The following is a 15,482-nucleotide window of genomic DNA, read 5'->3' on the forward strand; positions in this document are numbered from 1 at the left end:
TCACGATCCGCCTGCTCGATCCGCCCCTGCACGAGTTTCTGCCGCACACGGAAGCCGAAATGCAGGAAGTCGCGGTGGCGTCGGGCAAAGATCTCGCCTTCGTTAAAGCGCGCGGTTCGGCTTTGCATGAATCGAACCCGATGCTCGGCCATCGCGGTTGCCGCCTCGGCGTGACCTATCCTGAAATCTACGAAATGCAGGCGCGGGCGATTTTCGAAGCCGTGGTCGAAGTGCAAAAGACCAGCGGCGCGACCGTAGAGCCGGAAGTGATGATTCCACTGGTGTCGACCCGCAAGGAACTCGATCTGCTGAAAGCGGTGATTGACCGGGTGGCGGGTGAAGTGTCGGCGGCGTCCGGCGTGAAACTCACCTATCTCGTCGGCACGATGATCGAACTGCCGCGCGCGGCCCTGCAAGCCGGGAAAATCGCCGAATCGGCGGAATTCTTCAGCTTCGGCACCAATGATCTAACCCAGACCACCTTCGGCCTGTCGCGCGACGATGCGGGCAGCTTCCTGCAATCCTATCTGCGCCAAGGCATTCTTGAAGAAGACCCCTTCGTCTCGCTCGATCAAGAAGGCGTCGGCGAGTTGGTGCAGATCGCCGCCGAACGGGGGCGCAAGACCCGCGCCGATCTGAAACTCGGCATCTGCGGCGAGCATGGGGGAGATCCGGCCTCCATCGCTTTCTGTCAGAAAGTGGGACTGAATTACGTGTCCTGTTCGCCTTATCGCGTGCCCATCGCCCGATTAGCGGCGGCGCAAGCGGCGCTCGCAGTAAGCTTCAATAAGGACAACCTATAATATTCATTCTTCAAACGGGAGTCGCAAAACGGCTCCCGTTTCTTTTGCTGATGCCCCTGTTATTCTATTTTGAGTGGATTTAATTTACGAAATATTTTTACAGGTTCAATATTCCTAAAAAATATATCGAGTCACGTTAAGTATTTGTTTATATTCAAAGCCTTAGGCTTGTGGCTAAATTCGAAAGGCAGATGGAACAAGCGAAGGAGGGCGTATGACGACCGGCAGTGCCCATCGCGTTTTCCTGATGCGGGCCGGAACGGTGCTCGGCACTCTCGCCTTCATCGCAGCCGTGTTTTTACAAGCCTCGGTGAATATCCGCAGCAATGAGGATACCGCGCAGCTCGCAACCTCGCGCGCGGCGGATATGACGACGCGCTCCTTACGCTCGTTGATCGACCAAACCTTTGGCCAGTTTGATCAAGCGATTCAACTGCTCGGCCCGCAACTTACCCTTCCCCCATCGAATACGCTGTTGCCGCTGGATAAACAGATCGGCCCATTGATCCGGGCGTTGGACGCGGCGACCGGGGCCATAATTCTTTCGCCAGATGGCCAGGTTTTGGGACGCTGGGGGGAGGATCTGCACGATCCCTTGAGTTCCGATCTCTATCAGATTCCCATCTCGACTGAAAAATTTACCGTGGAAGCCGTCGATCAGATGGGACGCCCCGGTCGTGTTACCCTGGCCCGCTGGGTTCGATCCGAGGGGACGGGCGCGCGGGCGGTTGTTTTGGTCACGTTGGACCTAAAGCGGCTGCTTCCAGCCGAACTTGCCGATCAACTGGGGCCGGACGGCCGCCTCGGCCTGCTGGGGCGGGACGGGCTTGCGACGGTGGTGCTGAAACCGGGGCGTCCAGGCCTGCAGGCCGGAAAGCCCGTGGCGCTCACTGGTGCCGCCGGTTCAAATAACTCCCCTGCGACAGGCGTTTTGCCGACTGGGGTGCTGGCCGGTGTGGAGCTGGGGGAAGAAATCATCTGGCGCATTCCGCTGCGCACGACCGAGCTTGATCTGTTTTTCGCTTTCCGTCCGGCCGAGGCGCTCGCCGCCGTGCGCGACAGTGCGCGGAATGCCTGGATTGTCGCCTATGCCGCCTCGCTGGTCGTCTTGGTGCTGGGGGTTGCGCTGATGGTGCAGCTGACGCGCGTCGAGCGCAACAGGCAGCGTTTGGACGCCCAGGATGCGGCTTTGCGCGCCAGCAATGCCAAGCTGGAGGCCGCGCTTGCCCATATGAACCAGGGCATCGTGATGTTCGATGCCGAGGGGCGTATTCTACTCTATAACCGGCGCTATCTGGATATTTTCGGGTACGATCCCGATCGCTCCTACCTGAACTTTACGCTGCGCGATCTCTATGCGATGGCCGAACAACTGGGCCGCCTGGGCCCGATGGTCGACGCTGAACATATTCAAGCGCGCCTCGATAGTTGGGAGAAGGGCCAACGGCTTCAGTTCATTCGCCAACTGAGCAACGGCACCTATGTCGAGTGCCGTCACGAGCCGCTGGCGAGCGGCTGGTCGCTTTCGACCTACACGGACGTGGGCGATTTGATCCGTACAGCCAATGCTTTCGCCAAAGCGAAAGACGAGGCCGAGCAAGCAAATCGGGCAAAATCGGCCTTCTTGGCGAATATGAGCCACGAGCTACGCACGCCCCTGAACGCCATCATCGGGTTTTCCGACGCGCTGATTGGCGGTTATTTTGGCACGGTCGCGCCGAAGCATTTGGAGTATCTGCGCGCTATTCAATCGTCGGGCCGCTATCTGCTGGATCTGATTGCTGATATTCTCGATATTGCGAAGATTGAAGCCGGGCGCTACGATTTGCAACCAACGTGGCTTTTGTTCGACGGGCCTGTGCAGGAGGCGTTAACCCTGCTTGCCCCGCGCGCCGACAAAGCCCGCGTCGATCTGGTCGCGAAAATCCCGGAGGGGTTGGCGGTCTATGCCGATGAGCGGGCGTTGCGGCAAATTCTGCTCAATCTCCTCAGCAATGCCGTCAAATTCACGCGGCCGCCCGAAGGTGCGCGCGGAATCATATCGGTCAAGGCGGTCCTTGCCCCGGACGGGAGCGGCGTGACCTTAACCGTGCGGGATAATGGCATTGGCATTCCTTCTGATATGCAGGAGGCTATCCTTCAGCCGTTCGTGCAGGTCGAGGCCGCGCAAACAACGGCGGACGGCGGGACCGGCCTTGGCCTGTCCATCGTCCGCGGCCTGCTCGAGGGGCATGGCGGCAGCTTAACGCTTGAAAGTGAAGTAGGGGCGGGAACGGTGGTCCGCGCTTGGTTCCCGCATCCGCCCAATCTTGAAGCGCGCAGCCCGGCGTAAGCGCGGCATGATTCCCAAAAGCGGTTTCCCAAGCTTAGGGCAGTTCTCCTAAGCGCTTCTGAGTGCAGACAATTGACCTGTTTCCGATGGTTGCACCCGCGCAGGATTTGCCCTAGTCTCCGCCGCCTAAAGCCGTATAGGTCAGCCCACTTGGCGGAAACGGTAGACGCACCGGACTTAAAATCCGTTGGCCGCAAGGCCGTGCCGGTTCAAGTCCGGCAGTGGGCACCAACAGCATGGTTTGGATCGGATAGGGGCGCAGTCTTTGCCCCGGTACTTGCATTCGTGCCCGCTGGGGCGCACATTGCCCCCGCCTTTTTAAGGAGGCGGCGGCCCGGTTCAGCCCGAGTTTCATCGTCGAGAGCAAGTATCGGTAAGGAACTTATCCAGCATGGTGCATGGCGCGGCAGACGAACGTAAGGCAACCCTGTTCAAGCTGGCTCTTGCCGCCGTTGGGGTCGTTTTCGGCGATATCGGCACCAGCCCCCTCTATACTTTGCGGGAATGTTTTACCGGTCATCACGCGCTGCCGCTGACCGAAGATAATATCCTTGGCATTCTCTCGCTCATTATCTGGTCGATCACCTTTGTCGTGACGATCAAATATGTGGTGTTCGTCACCCGCATCGATAACGAGGGCGAAGGTGGGGTTTTGGCCCTGCTGGCCTTGGCGCTGCGGCACGTCAAAAAGGCGCGCTATGGGACCGGAACGCTCGTGGCGCTCGGCCTGTTCGGGGCCTCGCTCTTCTATGGCGATAGCGTGATTACGCCCGCGATTTCGGTGCTGTCGGCGATGGAAGGGTTGAAGATAGCGACCCCTTTGTTTGAGCCGTTCGTAGTACCCTTTACGCTTATTTTGCTAACCGGCTTGTTTATGATCCAAGAACGCGGCACCGAGAAGGTGGGGGCTTATTTCGGCCCCATTGTTGCGCTTTGGTTTTTGGCATTGGCGCTCTGCGGGATTTATCAGATCATCGATAATCCGCGCGTGCTGCTCGCCGTGAGTCCCTCCTATGCCGTAAAATTCTTTATCCATCATCAGTTCTACGGGTTCTTTACGCTGGGCGCGGTGGTGCTGGCGCTGACCGGGGCGGAAGCGCTATATGCCGATATGGGGCACTTTGGGCGCAAGCCGATTGTGGCGGCCTGGGTTTGGTTCGTCATGCCCGCGCTGATCTTGAACTACCTCGGTCAAGGCGCGCTGTTGATGCACAATCCGGCGGCGTTGGAAAACCCCTTCTATCTCGCTTTCCCGTCGTGGGCGCTCTACCCGATGGTCTTATTGGCCACCTGCGCGTCGGTGATCGCCAGTCAGGCTGTTATTTCGGGCGCGTTTTCGATCACCCGGCAGGCGATGCAGCTTGGGTATTCGCCGCGCATGGACGTGCAACACACCTCCGAGCAGGCTATTGGGCAGATTTACATTCCGCAGGTGAATTGGGGGCTGTACGTCATCGTCATCGGATTGGTCGTTTCCTTCCAATCTTCCTCTAACCTCGCGGCGGCTTATGGGATCGCGGTGACGGGGACGATGGTGATGACGGCCCTGCTGTCCTATGTCATCGTCCGACATAAATGGGCGTGGCCGCGCAGCTTAGCGCTGTTGGTCGTCGGGCCGTTTCTCGTCGTCGATCTCGCTTTCCTTGGCGCGAACTCCCTGAAGATTCTCGATGGCGGCTGGTTCCCGCTGGTGATGGGGGCGATGCTGTTCTCGTTGATGGCAACCTGGAAGCGCGGGCGCGAGATTGTGGCGGAACGTTTGCAGGAAGGCACGATTCCGCTGGCCTCCTTCTTCTCGCGGCAATCGAGCAGCAAAACCACGCGCGTGCAGGGCACGGCGGTGTTCATGACCGCCAATAATCAGCAGGTACCCTATGCGCTGCTGCATAATCTCAAGCACAATAAAGTTCTGCACGAGCGCGTGATTCTGCTGACCGTGAGCACCGACAACGTGCCCTATGTGTCGGAACGCGACCGGCTGGTGCTGCAACCTTTGGATCAGAATTTCTTCCGCATTCAAGTGCGCTACGGGTTTGCGCAAGACCCCAACGTGCCGGCGGTATTGCAGCGCTGTAAGGAATTGGGCTTGCCGATCAGCATGATGGACACCAGCTTCTTCCTGTCGCGCGAAACGCTCATTTCCACCATTCGACCGGGGATGGCGCGGTGGCGGGAGAAACTGTTTATCAGCATGGCCAAGAATGCCGTGAGTGCGACCGACTTCTTCAAAATCCCCGCCAATCGCGTGGTTGAACTCGGCACGCAGATCGAGTTGTAATCAGTCGCCTTTCTTTTTTGTGATTCGGAGTTTCCGCTGTAATGACGCGCCCGCTGCCCAATTCCTACCGTACCGGCCCCGATGCCGACGGCCATTTTGGCATTTTCGGCGGGCGCTATGTGGCCGAAACCCTGATGCCGCTCATCTTGGACGTCGAAAAAGCCTATGCGACCGCTAAGGCCGACCCTGAGTTTAAGCGGCAGATGGACTATTACCTCGCCGATTATGTGGGCCGCCCCAGCCCGCTCTATTTCGCCGAACGGCTGACGGAAAAGCTCGGCGGCGCGAAGGTCTACTTCAAGCGCGACGAGCTGAACCATACCGGCGCGCATAAGATCAATAATTGCTTGGGCCAAGTGCTGCTGGCGAAACGCATGGGCCGCACCCGCATCATCGCCGAAACCGGCGCGGGTCAGCACGGCGTTGCGACGGCGGCGGTGTCGGCGCTGTTTGGTCTGCCCTGCACGGTCTATATGGGCGCGGTTGATATCGAGCGCCAACAGCCGAACGTCTTCCGCATGCGCCTGTTGGGCGCGGAAGTCAGGGCCGTCGAATCGGGCTCGCGCACGCTGAAAGACGCGATGAACGAAGCCCTGCGCGACTGGGTGACGAATGTCGATGATACCTTCTACGTCATCGGCACGGCGGCAGGCCCGCACCCTTACCCGATGATGGTGCGCGACTTCCAATCGGTCATCGGGATTGAAACCCGCGAACAGATTATGGCGAAGGAAGGCCGTCTGCCGGATCTGCTGGTGGCCGCGATTGGCGGCGGCTCCAACGCGCTCGGCCTGTTCCATCCGTTCTTGGACGATACCGACATTGCCATGATCGGCGTGGAAGCGGCGGGCGAGGGGGTCGATACGGGCCGTCACGCGGCTTCGCTCACGGGGGGGCGGCCAGGGGTGCTGCACGGCAACCGCACCTATCTGCTGCAAGACGACGACGGGCAGATCATCGACGCGCATTCGATTTCGGCGGGCCTCGATTATCCCGGCATCGGGCCGGAGCATTCCTATCTCCACGATATTGGCCGCGTTCAATATCATTCGGTGACGGACGCGGAAGCGCTGGATGCCTTCCAAATGCTCTCTAAGCTTGAAGGCATTATTCCGGCGCTAGAGCCCGCCCATGCGCTGGCCGAAGTGGTCAAAATCGCCCCGACGATGGCGCGCGATAAGATCATTGTGATGAACCTCTGCGGTCGCGGCGATAAGGATATTTTCACCGTCGCCCGCGCGCTAGGAGTGAGTTTGTAATGAGCCGCCTGAATGCGACCTTTCAGCGCCTGAAGTCCGAAGACCGGGCGGCGCTTATCACCTTCGTCACCTCCGGCGATCCCGATTACGACACCAGCCTCGCTTTGCTGCGCGGCCTGCCGGCGGCGGGGGCGGATATCATCGAACTCGGCATGGCCTTTACCGACCCGATGGCCGATGGTCCCGCCATTCAGGCGGCCAATCTGCGCGCGCTCGCGGGCGGGCAGACGTTGGCGAAGACGTTAAAGCTGGTCGAAGCTTTCCGGGAGACCGATCCAACCACGCCGATCGTGCTGATGGGCTATTACAATCCCATCCATTCGATGGGGGTTCCGGCGTTTCTGGAGCGGGCCAAGGCCGTTGGGGTCGATGGGCTCATCATCGTCGATCTTCCGGCGGAAGAAGACGGCGAGCTTTGCCTGCCGTCGCAAGCCGCCGGGCTCGATTTCATCCGGCTGGTGACACCGACGACCGACGCCTACCGGCTGCAAACCGTGATGCGCAATACGCGCGGCTTCGTCTATTACGTCTCGATCAATGGGATCACCGGCGCGGCGTCGGCCACCGATCAGGCGATTGCGGACGCGGTGAGCCGCCTGCGCGCGGCGACGGACCTTCCGATTGCCGTGGGCTTCGGTATCCGCACGCCCGCCGCCGCTGCGGCCGTGGCGCGCGTCGCTGATGCTGCCGTGGTTGGCTCGTCCATTGTGCAATGTTTGGCCGATAGTCTCAAAGACGGGAAAGCGACGCCGCAGACCGTGCCGCAGACGCTGGCCCTGGTGGGGGATCTCGCAAACGGTGTGCGCACCGCGCGGGCCAGCGTTTCCGCATGACGCCCGCCGATTTCATGGGCCATGCCATAGATCTTTCGGTCCGCCGCATGCGCGAAGGCGCGGGCGGACCGTTCGGCGCGGTGATCGTGAAAGACGGCAAGGTCATTGCCGAGGGCTGGAATCAGGTTACGTCCAGCAACGACCCCACGGCCCATGCCGAAGTGACGGCCATCCGCCGCGCTTGCCAGGAACTCGGCACCTTCGATCTGCGCGGCTGCGAAATCTATACGAGCTGCGAGCCCTGCCCGATGTGCCTTGCCGCCATCTATTGGGCGCGGCTCGATCGCATCTACTACGGCAATACCCGCCAGGATGCGGCGGCGATTGGGTTTGACGACGAGTTTCTCTACCAAGAACTGCCGAAACCCATCGACGCCCGGTCGATTCCGACCACCCAACTCGACGCGGCGCGCGCTAAAGCCGCCTTCGACGAGTGGGAGCGGAAGGATGATAAGATCCGGTATTAGCGGGAATGCCGACGCGCGCGCTCATTGGAACCTGCGCGACGCGCCTTGCCTTTGCCAATAGCGGCCTGCCGGACGCGGCACCGGATCTGCCGCTGCTCCGGTTTGACTTCGAGCGCACGTCGATCATCTCCCTCATTTCGCAGCCGCTGGAGCCCGACCCGGAGTGGCTGTCGCCGAACCTGCCCGAGCATGAGCGGCGCTGGATCGAGCAGGATTTCCGCAAGGACTTCTGGGGCCGCTATCTGCCCGTTATCGATTTTCTCTATTTGGATTTTTTAGGCGACGGGCACCCGATCATCGAACCCCACGATACGCGGAGCGCCTTTAAGCAATATTGTTTGAGTTCCCAGGCTAACCCTGCGGTGGTGCCCGAAAAATATATCCTTCACCGCTGCCCGCCGAATGGGCACGCAGACGCGGACGGGTATCTGACACTGTGGGAAAACGCTTTTTATGCGTTCGTCTATAAGGTTCACGCGCTTAACCCGCGCTGCCGCATTATCGTCCATGAATTCCGCTTGGCCGAGACCTTTGAGGATGGGCAGCCGGTGGCGGCGCACGATGTGCTGGACTATACCGAGTTCTATCAACGGGTTCATGCGATAGCCCGCACCTGTCCAAAGGTGACAGTGGTGACGCCCGTGGTCCCCGTTGTCGCGCAGCGCGGGCACGCCTATGGCGACGCACCGCAGCATCTTACTGCTGACTATTATCACGCCTTAGCGCGCGCCATTGTAGCTGCAGAAATTTCTTAATGTGTTCTTTTGCTTGGATAGAGCGATTTAAATACGATTAAAACTTTAATACAACAACCTATAATTTAGTATATGAAAAAATATTTGTTTGATAGTTGTGCCTTGACGCGCAAGGAGATCGTGCATGGCGCTGGGCTATATTGTTCTCTATGTTCCCGACGTGGCGGCAACGGTGGATTTTTACGAAACCGCCTTTGGGTTTCAAAAGCATCGAGAGGCTCGGGCGAGCGGCGCGGTTGATTTGATTTCCGGAAAAATGATTATCAGCTTTCTGTCGGAGGCCGCTGCAAAGGCCCTGGGTCATCCTTTCACCCCGTTGCGCCCGGACGTGCCGCCGCCTGGCGTTGAGTTGATCTTGGAACGGGTGGAGGTTTTGCCCGCCTATATTCGTGCGCTGCTGGCTGGGGCGGCACCAATCAAGGAGCCTAGGCTGAATGCGCAGGGGCAGATGATGGCCGTTGTAAGAGATTTAAACGGGGTTATGGTCGAGCTCTGCGCGCCCTTACCCGCCGAAACCGCTTAGAGCACATCCCGAGCGGGTGCCCGACGCGCTTTGCGCGTCAAACGCGCTGGCACCCGCGACGACGCATTTGCTAAACAATAAAGAGTTAGAGCGTTTGTCGTGAGCCACAGCGAACGAAGAACGCTCTAACGACCGCCGTTCGAGCGCTCGACCACCACCATTGTAAAGCAAACGGGGTCTGTGCCTCGGTTGGCGTAGCGATGGGGGCGGTCGGCGCGGAAGAGAAGCGTGTCACCCGCATCAATTTCCGGCGTTTCCTCGCCCACCGTAAGGGTCAAGCGGCCTGCCCGGACCGAGAGAATTTCACGCGCGCCAGCGGGATGCGCGTCGCCGTCGAAGGCGTCGCCGGGGGCCAGAACCCAGTCCCAGAGTTCGGTATATTCTTGGCCATCCGTGCTCATCAGCAGCCGCGCTTCGCTGCCCTCGGGTGTGTGCCAGAGGCGCGGCACATCGGCTTTGCGCACAATGCGCACGGGCGGGGTTTCCGCCAGTTCCAAGAGTCTTGCCACGGGAATGGTCAGCGCATTGGCAACCCGGCAGAGGGTGGCGATGGACGGGTTGGTTTTGCCGCCTTCGATTTGCACCAGCATGCCTTTCGAGACATCGGCGCGTTTCGCCAGTTGGTCGAGGCTTAGGCCCTGGCGCGTGCGATGGTCGCGCAGATTAACGGCAAGGGCGGCGGCGAGGCGGTCGGGATCAAGCATGGATAATATATTGACCCATTTTGTTCATTATACTAAAACGGTTCATAATAATGACCGATACGGAACAGTTTGGCAATGCAGACCCTCGATATCTTTGGGGCGGGCTTCGGTTTAGGCGGCTCCCTAATCATCGCCATTGGCGCACAAAACGCCTTCGTGCTGCGCCAGGGGTTGCGCCGCCACCATCCGCTGCCCATCGCGTTTCTATGCTTTTCTATTGATGCGCTGCTGATTCTCGCAGGCAGCCTAGGGCTTGGAACGCTTGTGCAACAAACGCCGGGGCTGCTGTTCGTTGTGCGGTGGGCGGGCGCGGCGTTTCTGCTCGCCTACGCCGGTTTGGCGTTGAAACGGGCGATAAACCCCGCCGCGCTCACGACCGAAAGCGCGACCGTGCCGACGCTTGGCGCGGCGTTGACGACGACCCTGGCGGTCAGTTTATTGAACCCTCACGTCTATCTCGACACGGTGGTTCTGCTCGGCAGTCTCGCCGGGCGCTATCCGTGGGAGACGCGCTGGTGGTTCATTGGCGGGGCGATGCTGGCCTCGTTCCTGTGGTTTCACGCGCTGGCCTTGGGCGCGCGTTGGTTGGCCCCGCTGTTCGCCCGCCCCGGCACCTGGCGCGTGCTCGATGGCATCATCGCTCTGGTGATGGCCAGCCTCGGCCTATCACTTGTCCTAACGCCGCTGTAAGCCGATTTGGACCACGTCAATCGATCCGGCATCGAAACCACCTTCGCAATAGGCCAGATAATAGCGCCACGTGCGGCGGAAACGCTCATCGAAGCCTAAGGGGGCGATACGGTCCCAGGTGACTTCAAACCGCTCCCGCCACAGGCGCAGGGTGCGGGCATAGTCGCGCCCATAGGCTTCAAGCGCTTCCCAGGCGAGACCAGCTCGCGCGGTTTCCAGCTGCAAACGTTCAATGGTCGGCAGCATCCCGCCGGGGAAAATATAGCGCTGAATGAAATCGGGCGAGCGGCGGTAGGGCTCGAACCGCGACGCTTCGATGGTGATCGCTTGGATAGCAGCGCGCCCGCCCGGCTTCAAAACCCGCTGGATGGTCTCGAAATAAACCGGCCAATAGGCTTCGCCGACCGCCTCGATCATCTCGATGCTCACAACGCCGTCGAAACTGCCGGTCACATCGCGGTAATCCTGAAGGCGGACCTCCACCCGATCCGCGAGCCCGGCAGCGGCAAGCCGCGCCTCGGCATAGGCTTTTTGTTCTTTCGAGAGGGTGAGCGCGGTGACAAACGCCCCCTGCCGCGCCGCCAATTCAGCAAAACCACCCCAGCCACAGCCGATTTCCAGCACATGATCGCCGGGTTTGAGTGCGATTTTCGCCGCCATGCGGGCGTATTTTTCGGTCTGTGCCTGCTCCAGCGTTTCAGCGCCGGTCGCATAGACCGCCGAGGAATAGGTCATGCTCGGGTCGAGCCATTCCTTATAAAAATTATTTCCGAGATCGTAATGAAACGCGATATTCCGCCGCGAACCGCGCTTATTGTTGGCACGGAAGCGATGCACCACCCGGCTGAGCGCGCGCGCCCACCAATGCCCGTCGATCGATAGGGCGGCTTCGTTCTGCGCGAAATAGGAGACTAGGGCGGCCAAATCGGGCGAATCCCAATCGCCATCAATATAGGCTTCGGCAAACGCCAAATGCCCCCCCATCAACACGCGGCGGAAGAAGCGGCGGCGGTGCAAATGCAGTTCTGCGGTAGGGCCGGGCTCCTCTCCGCGAATCGTCATTTTATGCCCATTGGGGAGTACGACCGTGATCGTGCCGGTTTTAAAACGATCCTTCGCCCGGATCAGCGGCTTGAGCCGTGCCGGCAGCCGCGCCGAGGGCGGGCTGAGGTGTAGACCGGGCGTCTCGGGCGTGGCGTTTTGATACATGCTGTCGCTCATGATGCCCTCACCCGGCTAAAGTTTGCGGTTGTCGCACGAGTTTCGAAGGCGGATCGATGGGGATGATCGCCGTTACCTCCGTCTTGGGTGGGGTCGGGCGACCGTAGAAGCGCGCGCCTTTCCGCCAAATCCAAAGCGCTTCCCAATGAATAGCCCCGATAATCTTGAGTGTCATCAACGGATGACGCGCGACGAGTTTGATGATCTCGCGGTCGGAGAACGGGCGGCGTTCACCGGTTTGCGTGGCGAAAAACTGTGGCTTACCTTCTGCCTCCAGGCTGATCCGCGCCGTGTAGCGGGCGTCGGGGGGCATAAGGTCGAAGCGATAGGCCCCCTCTACCGGGAAAAACGGCGAGACGTGAAAGCCCTTAGCGCAGGTCTGCCGAATGGGGCCGTCCGGCTCGGTCACGGGAATCAAGTACCCATGCTTATCGCCGAATGTATTGCGCACATCGTACAGAATGACCCGAAGAACCCCGGCGGAATCGCAGCAGAAGTAAATCGAGAGCGGATTGAACACATAGCCGAATAATCGTGGAAAACAGTGCAGCCACACGCGCCAGCCATCGGGCGCATAGCCGTTGGTGCGCAAGATGCCGTCGATCCAAGCGCGGGGGGAACTGCCGTCACGCCCGCCGTGGTCGCGGTCGAAGAAAGCGAGAATATTCCAGCGGTTATGGGAGAAAAACCAGTTTTTCCGGCTTTGTTGCGCAACCGCATCGAGATCGAAGAGCGCCGAAAAGACGCGATAGGCAAACTGATGGCGGAAGGGCAGTAGCCGGGTGTGGGTTACGGTTCCGCGATAAAAACAGGTCTGCAGCATTCTGCGATCTCTTATTCCGCCGCTTGGGCGAGCAAAGCCGTGCCGGTTTCACTTCGGCCGGTCACGCTCCACGGCACGACCCCGCCGAGCGCGAGCCCCGCCTGAAGCCCGGAGCGCAACCCGTCTTCATGGAAGCCGTAGCCCGTCCAGGCACCCGCATAGGAGATATTTCGGTATCCTTGCAAATGGGTTAGGCGGGCTTGGGCTTCAACGGCGGCTTGGTCGAAAATCGGGTGATCGTAGGTTAGGCGCGCGTGCGTCAGCGCCGGATCGGGTTCGGTCAAGGGGTTGAGCGTTACGAAGATATCGGTTTCGGTCGGCAGCGGTTGCAGCCGGTTCATCCAATAGGTGACGGAAACATCCGCCGCCTCGTCGCGCCCACCGGGCACCGTGCGGGAGAGGTGGTTCCAACTGGCCCAGGCGCGGCGGCGGCGCGGCATCAGGCGCGCGTCACGGTGCAGATAGGCGATATTCGGCTGGAAGCGAAAGGAATCTAGCACCCCCCATTCGGTTGTATCGGCATCGTCGAGCAGGGTTAAGGATTGATCGGCGTGGCAGGCCAAGATTACATGATCGAAGGTTTCCCAGGCGCCGCCCCGCCGAATCTCCACGCCTGCATCGCTGCGTCTAATTGTTTCGATTCCGCAATTAACAATAACCCCAGCCGGTAAATCGGCCAAGACGCGGCGCACATAAGTGCGACTGCCCCCCGTCACCGTGCGCCACTGCGGCCGGTCGTTGACGCTGAGCAAACCATGATTGGCGAAGAAGCGCGCAAACCGATGCGCCGGGAAGCCGCGCAGCGTCGTCATCGGGGCCGACCAGATGGCGGCGGCCATGGGCAGCAGGTGATCCTGAATGAAGGCTTGGCCATAACCGCCCTGCTTCAGAAATTCCTCCAGACTGAGCGAATCGGCCTCCGGTTGATCCAAGAGCGCCGTGGCATTGCGGAAAAAGCGCAGAATATCGCGGATCATGCCCCAATGCCGCAGGTTCACGAGGTTCCGCTTTTGGGCAAACAGGGTGGCGACGGAATTGCCCGAATATTCCAACCGCCCGGCATCCACCGAAACCGAAAAGCTCATGTCGCTCGCGGCGGTTTCGACATCAAGGTGCCGGAAGAACTGAGTTAAATTCGGGTAATTGCGTTCATTATACACGATAAAACCGCTATCCACCGGAACCGTCTGGCCCGCCACGACCATATCAAGCGTGTTCGAATGACCACCGGGGCGGCTATCCTGTTCGAAAAGCGTAATATTGCGGTTACGTAATGACCAGGCGGCCCCAAGACCGGAAATTCCACTGCCAATAATAGCGATACGCGCAGACGGGGCACTTAGGAGCATGCTAGACGCTTTCGGCTTGGGGCGGGGTGAGGCTTTTGAGAGCCGCGAGGGCGCGGTCGCGGCCATAACTCAGATCGACCAGCGGGGTGGGGTAGGTTTCACCCAATCGAAGGCCGACCGCGCGCAAAACGAGCGCCGGTGCCTCCCAGGGTTTGTGAATGAACGCATCCGGGAGCAAGGCGAGTTCCGGCACCCAGCGACGGACATAGGTTCCGTCGGGGTCGAATTTTTCGCCCTGAAGCAGCGGATTGAAAATGCGAAAATAGGGCGCGGCATCGGCCCCGCAGCCCGCAACCCACTGCCAGCTTGCCGGGTTGCTGGCCGGGTCCGCATCGACCAGCGTATCCCAAAACCATTCCTCGCCCGCCTGCCACGGTTGGAGCAGATGTTTGACCAGGAAGGAGCCGACGAGCATGCGCACGCGGTTGTGCATCCAGCCGGTATGCCAGAGTTGGCGCATGCCCGCGTCGATAATCGGGTAGCCGGTTTGGCCGCGCTGCCAGGCGCGCAGGGCCTGGGCGTCGGGTTGCCAGGGGAAGGCTTCGAATTGGCTACGAAGCGGCTTGCTCGCAATCTGCGGCTGGTGAAACAGCAGGTGATAGCTGAACTCGCGCCACCCCAGTTCGCGCGAAAAACTCTCGGGGCCGCGCGCGCCAAGGTCCCCGGCACAGGCCTGGTCGAGCGCGGCCCAAATTTGACGCGGGCTGATCTCGCCGAAGCGCAGATGGGGGGAGAGGGCGCTGGTGCCGTCTACATCCGGGCGGTCGCGGGCGTCGGCATAGGCCGCGAGCCTGTTTTGCAAAAACCGGTCGAGCCGGTCGAAAGCGCCCGCAGGCCCCGGTGTCCAATGATCGCGCAAGCCTCCGGCCCAATCGGGGGCCGTGGGGAGAAGCCCCCAGCTTTCGAGCGTATCCGCTGCGAGGGGCGGGGGCGGGGGCAGACGGAGGGGCGACGGCACGGGCAGCGGGGCCTGGGCGGCGGCAATGGGCCGGGCAGCCCGCCAAAAGGCGCTGAAAACCTGGAACGGCGTTCCTTGGCCGGTTTTGACCTCCCAGGGTTCAACGAGCAGCAGCCCATTGCTGCTTTCGACCGTTATTCCCTCGGCGGTGAGCGCGGCTTTCAGGGCGGTATCGCGGGCAATCGACGGGGCTTCGTACTGGCGGTTCCAGTAGAGATGCCGCGCGCCCGTCTCCCGCACCAGCGCCGGAACCAGCACCTCCGCCGGGCCTTTTCGGAGAATCAGCGGGATATTATGGGCGGCAAGCGCTTCGGCGAGGCGGGTTAAGCTCTGGTGCAGCCACCAGCGGCTAGCGCCCCCAAAGGAGCGAGAACTCGCACTTGTTTCGTCTAAGCAATAAAAACCCACGACCGCGTGTCCGCCGTCGCGCGCACGTGCTAGCGCCGCCGATAGGGCGGGATTATCCCCGATCCGCAGATCTTGACGA

The 15,482-nt window shown here is 60.5% G+C and carries 14 protein-coding genes and 1 tRNA gene; 10 read left to right on the forward strand and 5 right to left on the reverse strand.

The features are described from left to right. The 9 genes from ACIQ36_RS10945 to ACIQ36_RS10985 form a co-directional block, all read left to right on the forward strand. Positions 1-803: putative PEP-binding protein (locus ACIQ36_RS10945; protein WP_395829111.1), on the forward strand; the 803-nt coding region annotated here is incomplete at its 5' end. A gap of 214 nt (positions 804-1,017) precedes the next feature. Next, positions 1,018-3,135, forward strand: coding sequence for a PAS domain-containing sensor histidine kinase (locus tag ACIQ36_RS10950; protein ID WP_395829113.1), 2,118 nt, complete (start codon positions 1,018-1,020; stop codon positions 3,133-3,135). A gap of 144 nt (positions 3,136-3,279) precedes the next feature. Continuing rightward, positions 3,280-3,366 (forward strand) — tRNA-Leu (locus ACIQ36_RS10955). Between the two features lie 160 nt (positions 3,367-3,526). Then, on the forward strand, positions 3,527-5,413 hold the full coding sequence (locus ACIQ36_RS10960; protein ID WP_395829115.1) for a potassium transporter Kup: 1,887 nt from the start codon (positions 3,527-3,529) through the stop codon (positions 5,411-5,413). A 41-nt stretch (positions 5,414-5,454) separates the two neighbouring features. Beyond that, the gene (trpB, locus tag ACIQ36_RS10965) at positions 5,455-6,672 is read left to right on the forward strand and encodes a tryptophan synthase subunit beta (protein WP_395829117.1); all 1,218 of its coding nucleotides are present in this window, start codon (positions 5,455-5,457) and stop codon (positions 6,670-6,672) included. Beyond that, positions 6,672-7,505, forward strand: coding sequence for a tryptophan synthase subunit alpha (gene trpA, locus ACIQ36_RS10970; RefSeq protein WP_395829119.1), 834 nt, complete (start codon positions 6,672-6,674; stop codon positions 7,503-7,505). Before trpB ends, trpA begins: the two co-directional genes overlap by 1 nt. Beyond that, positions 7,502-7,972, forward strand: a complete 471-nt coding sequence (locus ACIQ36_RS10975; RefSeq protein WP_395829120.1) for a nucleoside deaminase — start codon at positions 7,502-7,504, stop codon at positions 7,970-7,972. Before trpA ends, ACIQ36_RS10975 begins: the two co-directional genes overlap by 4 nt. A gap of 5 nt (positions 7,973-7,977) precedes the next feature. Beyond that, complete coding sequence (locus ACIQ36_RS10980) at positions 7,978-8,727, forward strand: DUF6270 domain-containing protein (protein WP_395829122.1); 750 nt, start codon at positions 7,978-7,980, stop codon at positions 8,725-8,727. A gap of 124 nt (positions 8,728-8,851) precedes the next feature. Then, entirely contained in the window at positions 8,852-9,250 is a 399-nt protein-coding gene (locus ACIQ36_RS10985) for a VOC family protein (RefSeq protein ID WP_395829124.1), read from the forward strand. A gap of 125 nt (positions 9,251-9,375) precedes the next feature. Here the strand turns inward: ACIQ36_RS10985 and ACIQ36_RS10990 are convergent, their stop codons facing one another. Then, positions 9,376-9,954 (reverse strand): helix-turn-helix domain-containing protein, encoded by a 579-nt coding sequence (locus ACIQ36_RS10990; RefSeq protein WP_395829126.1) that lies wholly within the window; start codon positions 9,952-9,954, stop codon positions 9,376-9,378. 75 nt (positions 9,955-10,029) lie between these two features. Between ACIQ36_RS10990 and ACIQ36_RS10995 the strand changes: the two genes are divergently transcribed. Further along, entirely contained in the window at positions 10,030-10,644 is a 615-nt protein-coding gene (locus tag ACIQ36_RS10995) for a LysE/ArgO family amino acid transporter (RefSeq protein ID WP_395829128.1), read from the forward strand. On the opposite strand, the gene ACIQ36_RS11000 is transcribed toward ACIQ36_RS10995, so the two are convergent. The 4 genes from ACIQ36_RS11000 to ACIQ36_RS11015 form a co-directional block, all read right to left on the reverse strand. Further along, positions 10,630-11,865, reverse strand: coding sequence for a class I SAM-dependent methyltransferase (locus tag ACIQ36_RS11000; protein ID WP_395829130.1), 1,236 nt, complete (start codon positions 11,863-11,865; stop codon positions 10,630-10,632). The two genes, ACIQ36_RS10995 and ACIQ36_RS11000, sit on opposite strands and share 15 nt — an antisense overlap. A 7-nt stretch (positions 11,866-11,872) precedes the next feature. Then, positions 11,873-12,688: a DUF1365 domain-containing protein gene (locus ACIQ36_RS11005; protein ID WP_395829131.1), complete on the reverse strand. Its 816-nt coding sequence runs from the start codon at positions 12,686-12,688 to the stop codon at positions 11,873-11,875. Between the two features lie 11 nt (positions 12,689-12,699). Beyond that, the gene (locus tag ACIQ36_RS11010; protein ID WP_395829133.1) at positions 12,700-14,037 is read right to left on the reverse strand and encodes an NAD(P)/FAD-dependent oxidoreductase; all 1,338 of its coding nucleotides are present in this window, start codon (positions 14,035-14,037) and stop codon (positions 12,700-12,702) included. A 1-nt stretch (position 14,038) separates the two neighbouring features. Beyond that, on the reverse strand, positions 14,039-15,482 hold a 1,444-nt coding region (locus ACIQ36_RS11015), incomplete at its 5' end, for a cryptochrome/photolyase family protein (protein ID WP_395829135.1).

Origin of the sequence: Elstera sp., from assembly GCF_044372965.1 — a bacterium.
GTDB lineage: Bacteria > Pseudomonadota > Alphaproteobacteria > Elsterales > Elsteraceae > Elstera.

What these genes read in the sequence shown, in the direction of transcription:
- ACIQ36_RS10950 (WP_395829113.1), top strand. Translation starts at nt 1,018, where the DNA reads ATGACGACCGGCAGTGCCCATCGCGTTTTCCTGATGCGGGCCGGAACG.
- ACIQ36_RS10960 (WP_395829115.1), top strand. Translation starts at nt 3,527, where the DNA reads ATGGTGCATGGCGCGGCAGACGAACGTAAGGCAACCCTGTTCAAGCTG.
- trpB (WP_395829117.1), top strand. Translation starts at nt 5,455, where the DNA reads ATGACGCGCCCGCTGCCCAATTCCTACCGTACCGGCCCCGATGCCGAC.
- trpA (WP_395829119.1), top strand. Translation starts at nt 6,672, where the DNA reads ATGAGCCGCCTGAATGCGACCTTTCAGCGCCTGAAGTCCGAAGACCGG.
- ACIQ36_RS10975 (WP_395829120.1), top strand. Translation starts at nt 7,502, where the DNA reads ATGACGCCCGCCGATTTCATGGGCCATGCCATAGATCTTTCGGTCCGC.
- ACIQ36_RS10980 (WP_395829122.1), top strand. Translation starts at nt 7,978, where the DNA reads ATGCCGACGCGCGCGCTCATTGGAACCTGCGCGACGCGCCTTGCCTTT.
- ACIQ36_RS10985 (WP_395829124.1), top strand. Translation starts at nt 8,852, where the DNA reads ATGGCGCTGGGCTATATTGTTCTCTATGTTCCCGACGTGGCGGCAACG.
- ACIQ36_RS10990 (WP_395829126.1), bottom strand. Translation starts at nt 9,954, where the DNA reads ATGCTTGATCCCGACCGCCTCGCCGCCGCCCTTGCCGTTAATCTGCGC.
- ACIQ36_RS10995 (WP_395829128.1), top strand. Translation starts at nt 10,030, where the DNA reads ATGCAGACCCTCGATATCTTTGGGGCGGGCTTCGGTTTAGGCGGCTCC.
- ACIQ36_RS11000 (WP_395829130.1), bottom strand. Translation starts at nt 11,865, where the DNA reads ATGAGCGACAGCATGTATCAAAACGCCACGCCCGAGACGCCCGGTCTA.
- ACIQ36_RS11005 (WP_395829131.1), bottom strand. Translation starts at nt 12,688, where the DNA reads ATGCTGCAGACCTGTTTTTATCGCGGAACCGTAACCCACACCCGGCTA.
- ACIQ36_RS11010 (WP_395829133.1), bottom strand. Translation starts at nt 14,037, where the DNA reads ATGCTCCTAAGTGCCCCGTCTGCGCGTATCGCTATTATTGGCAGTGGA.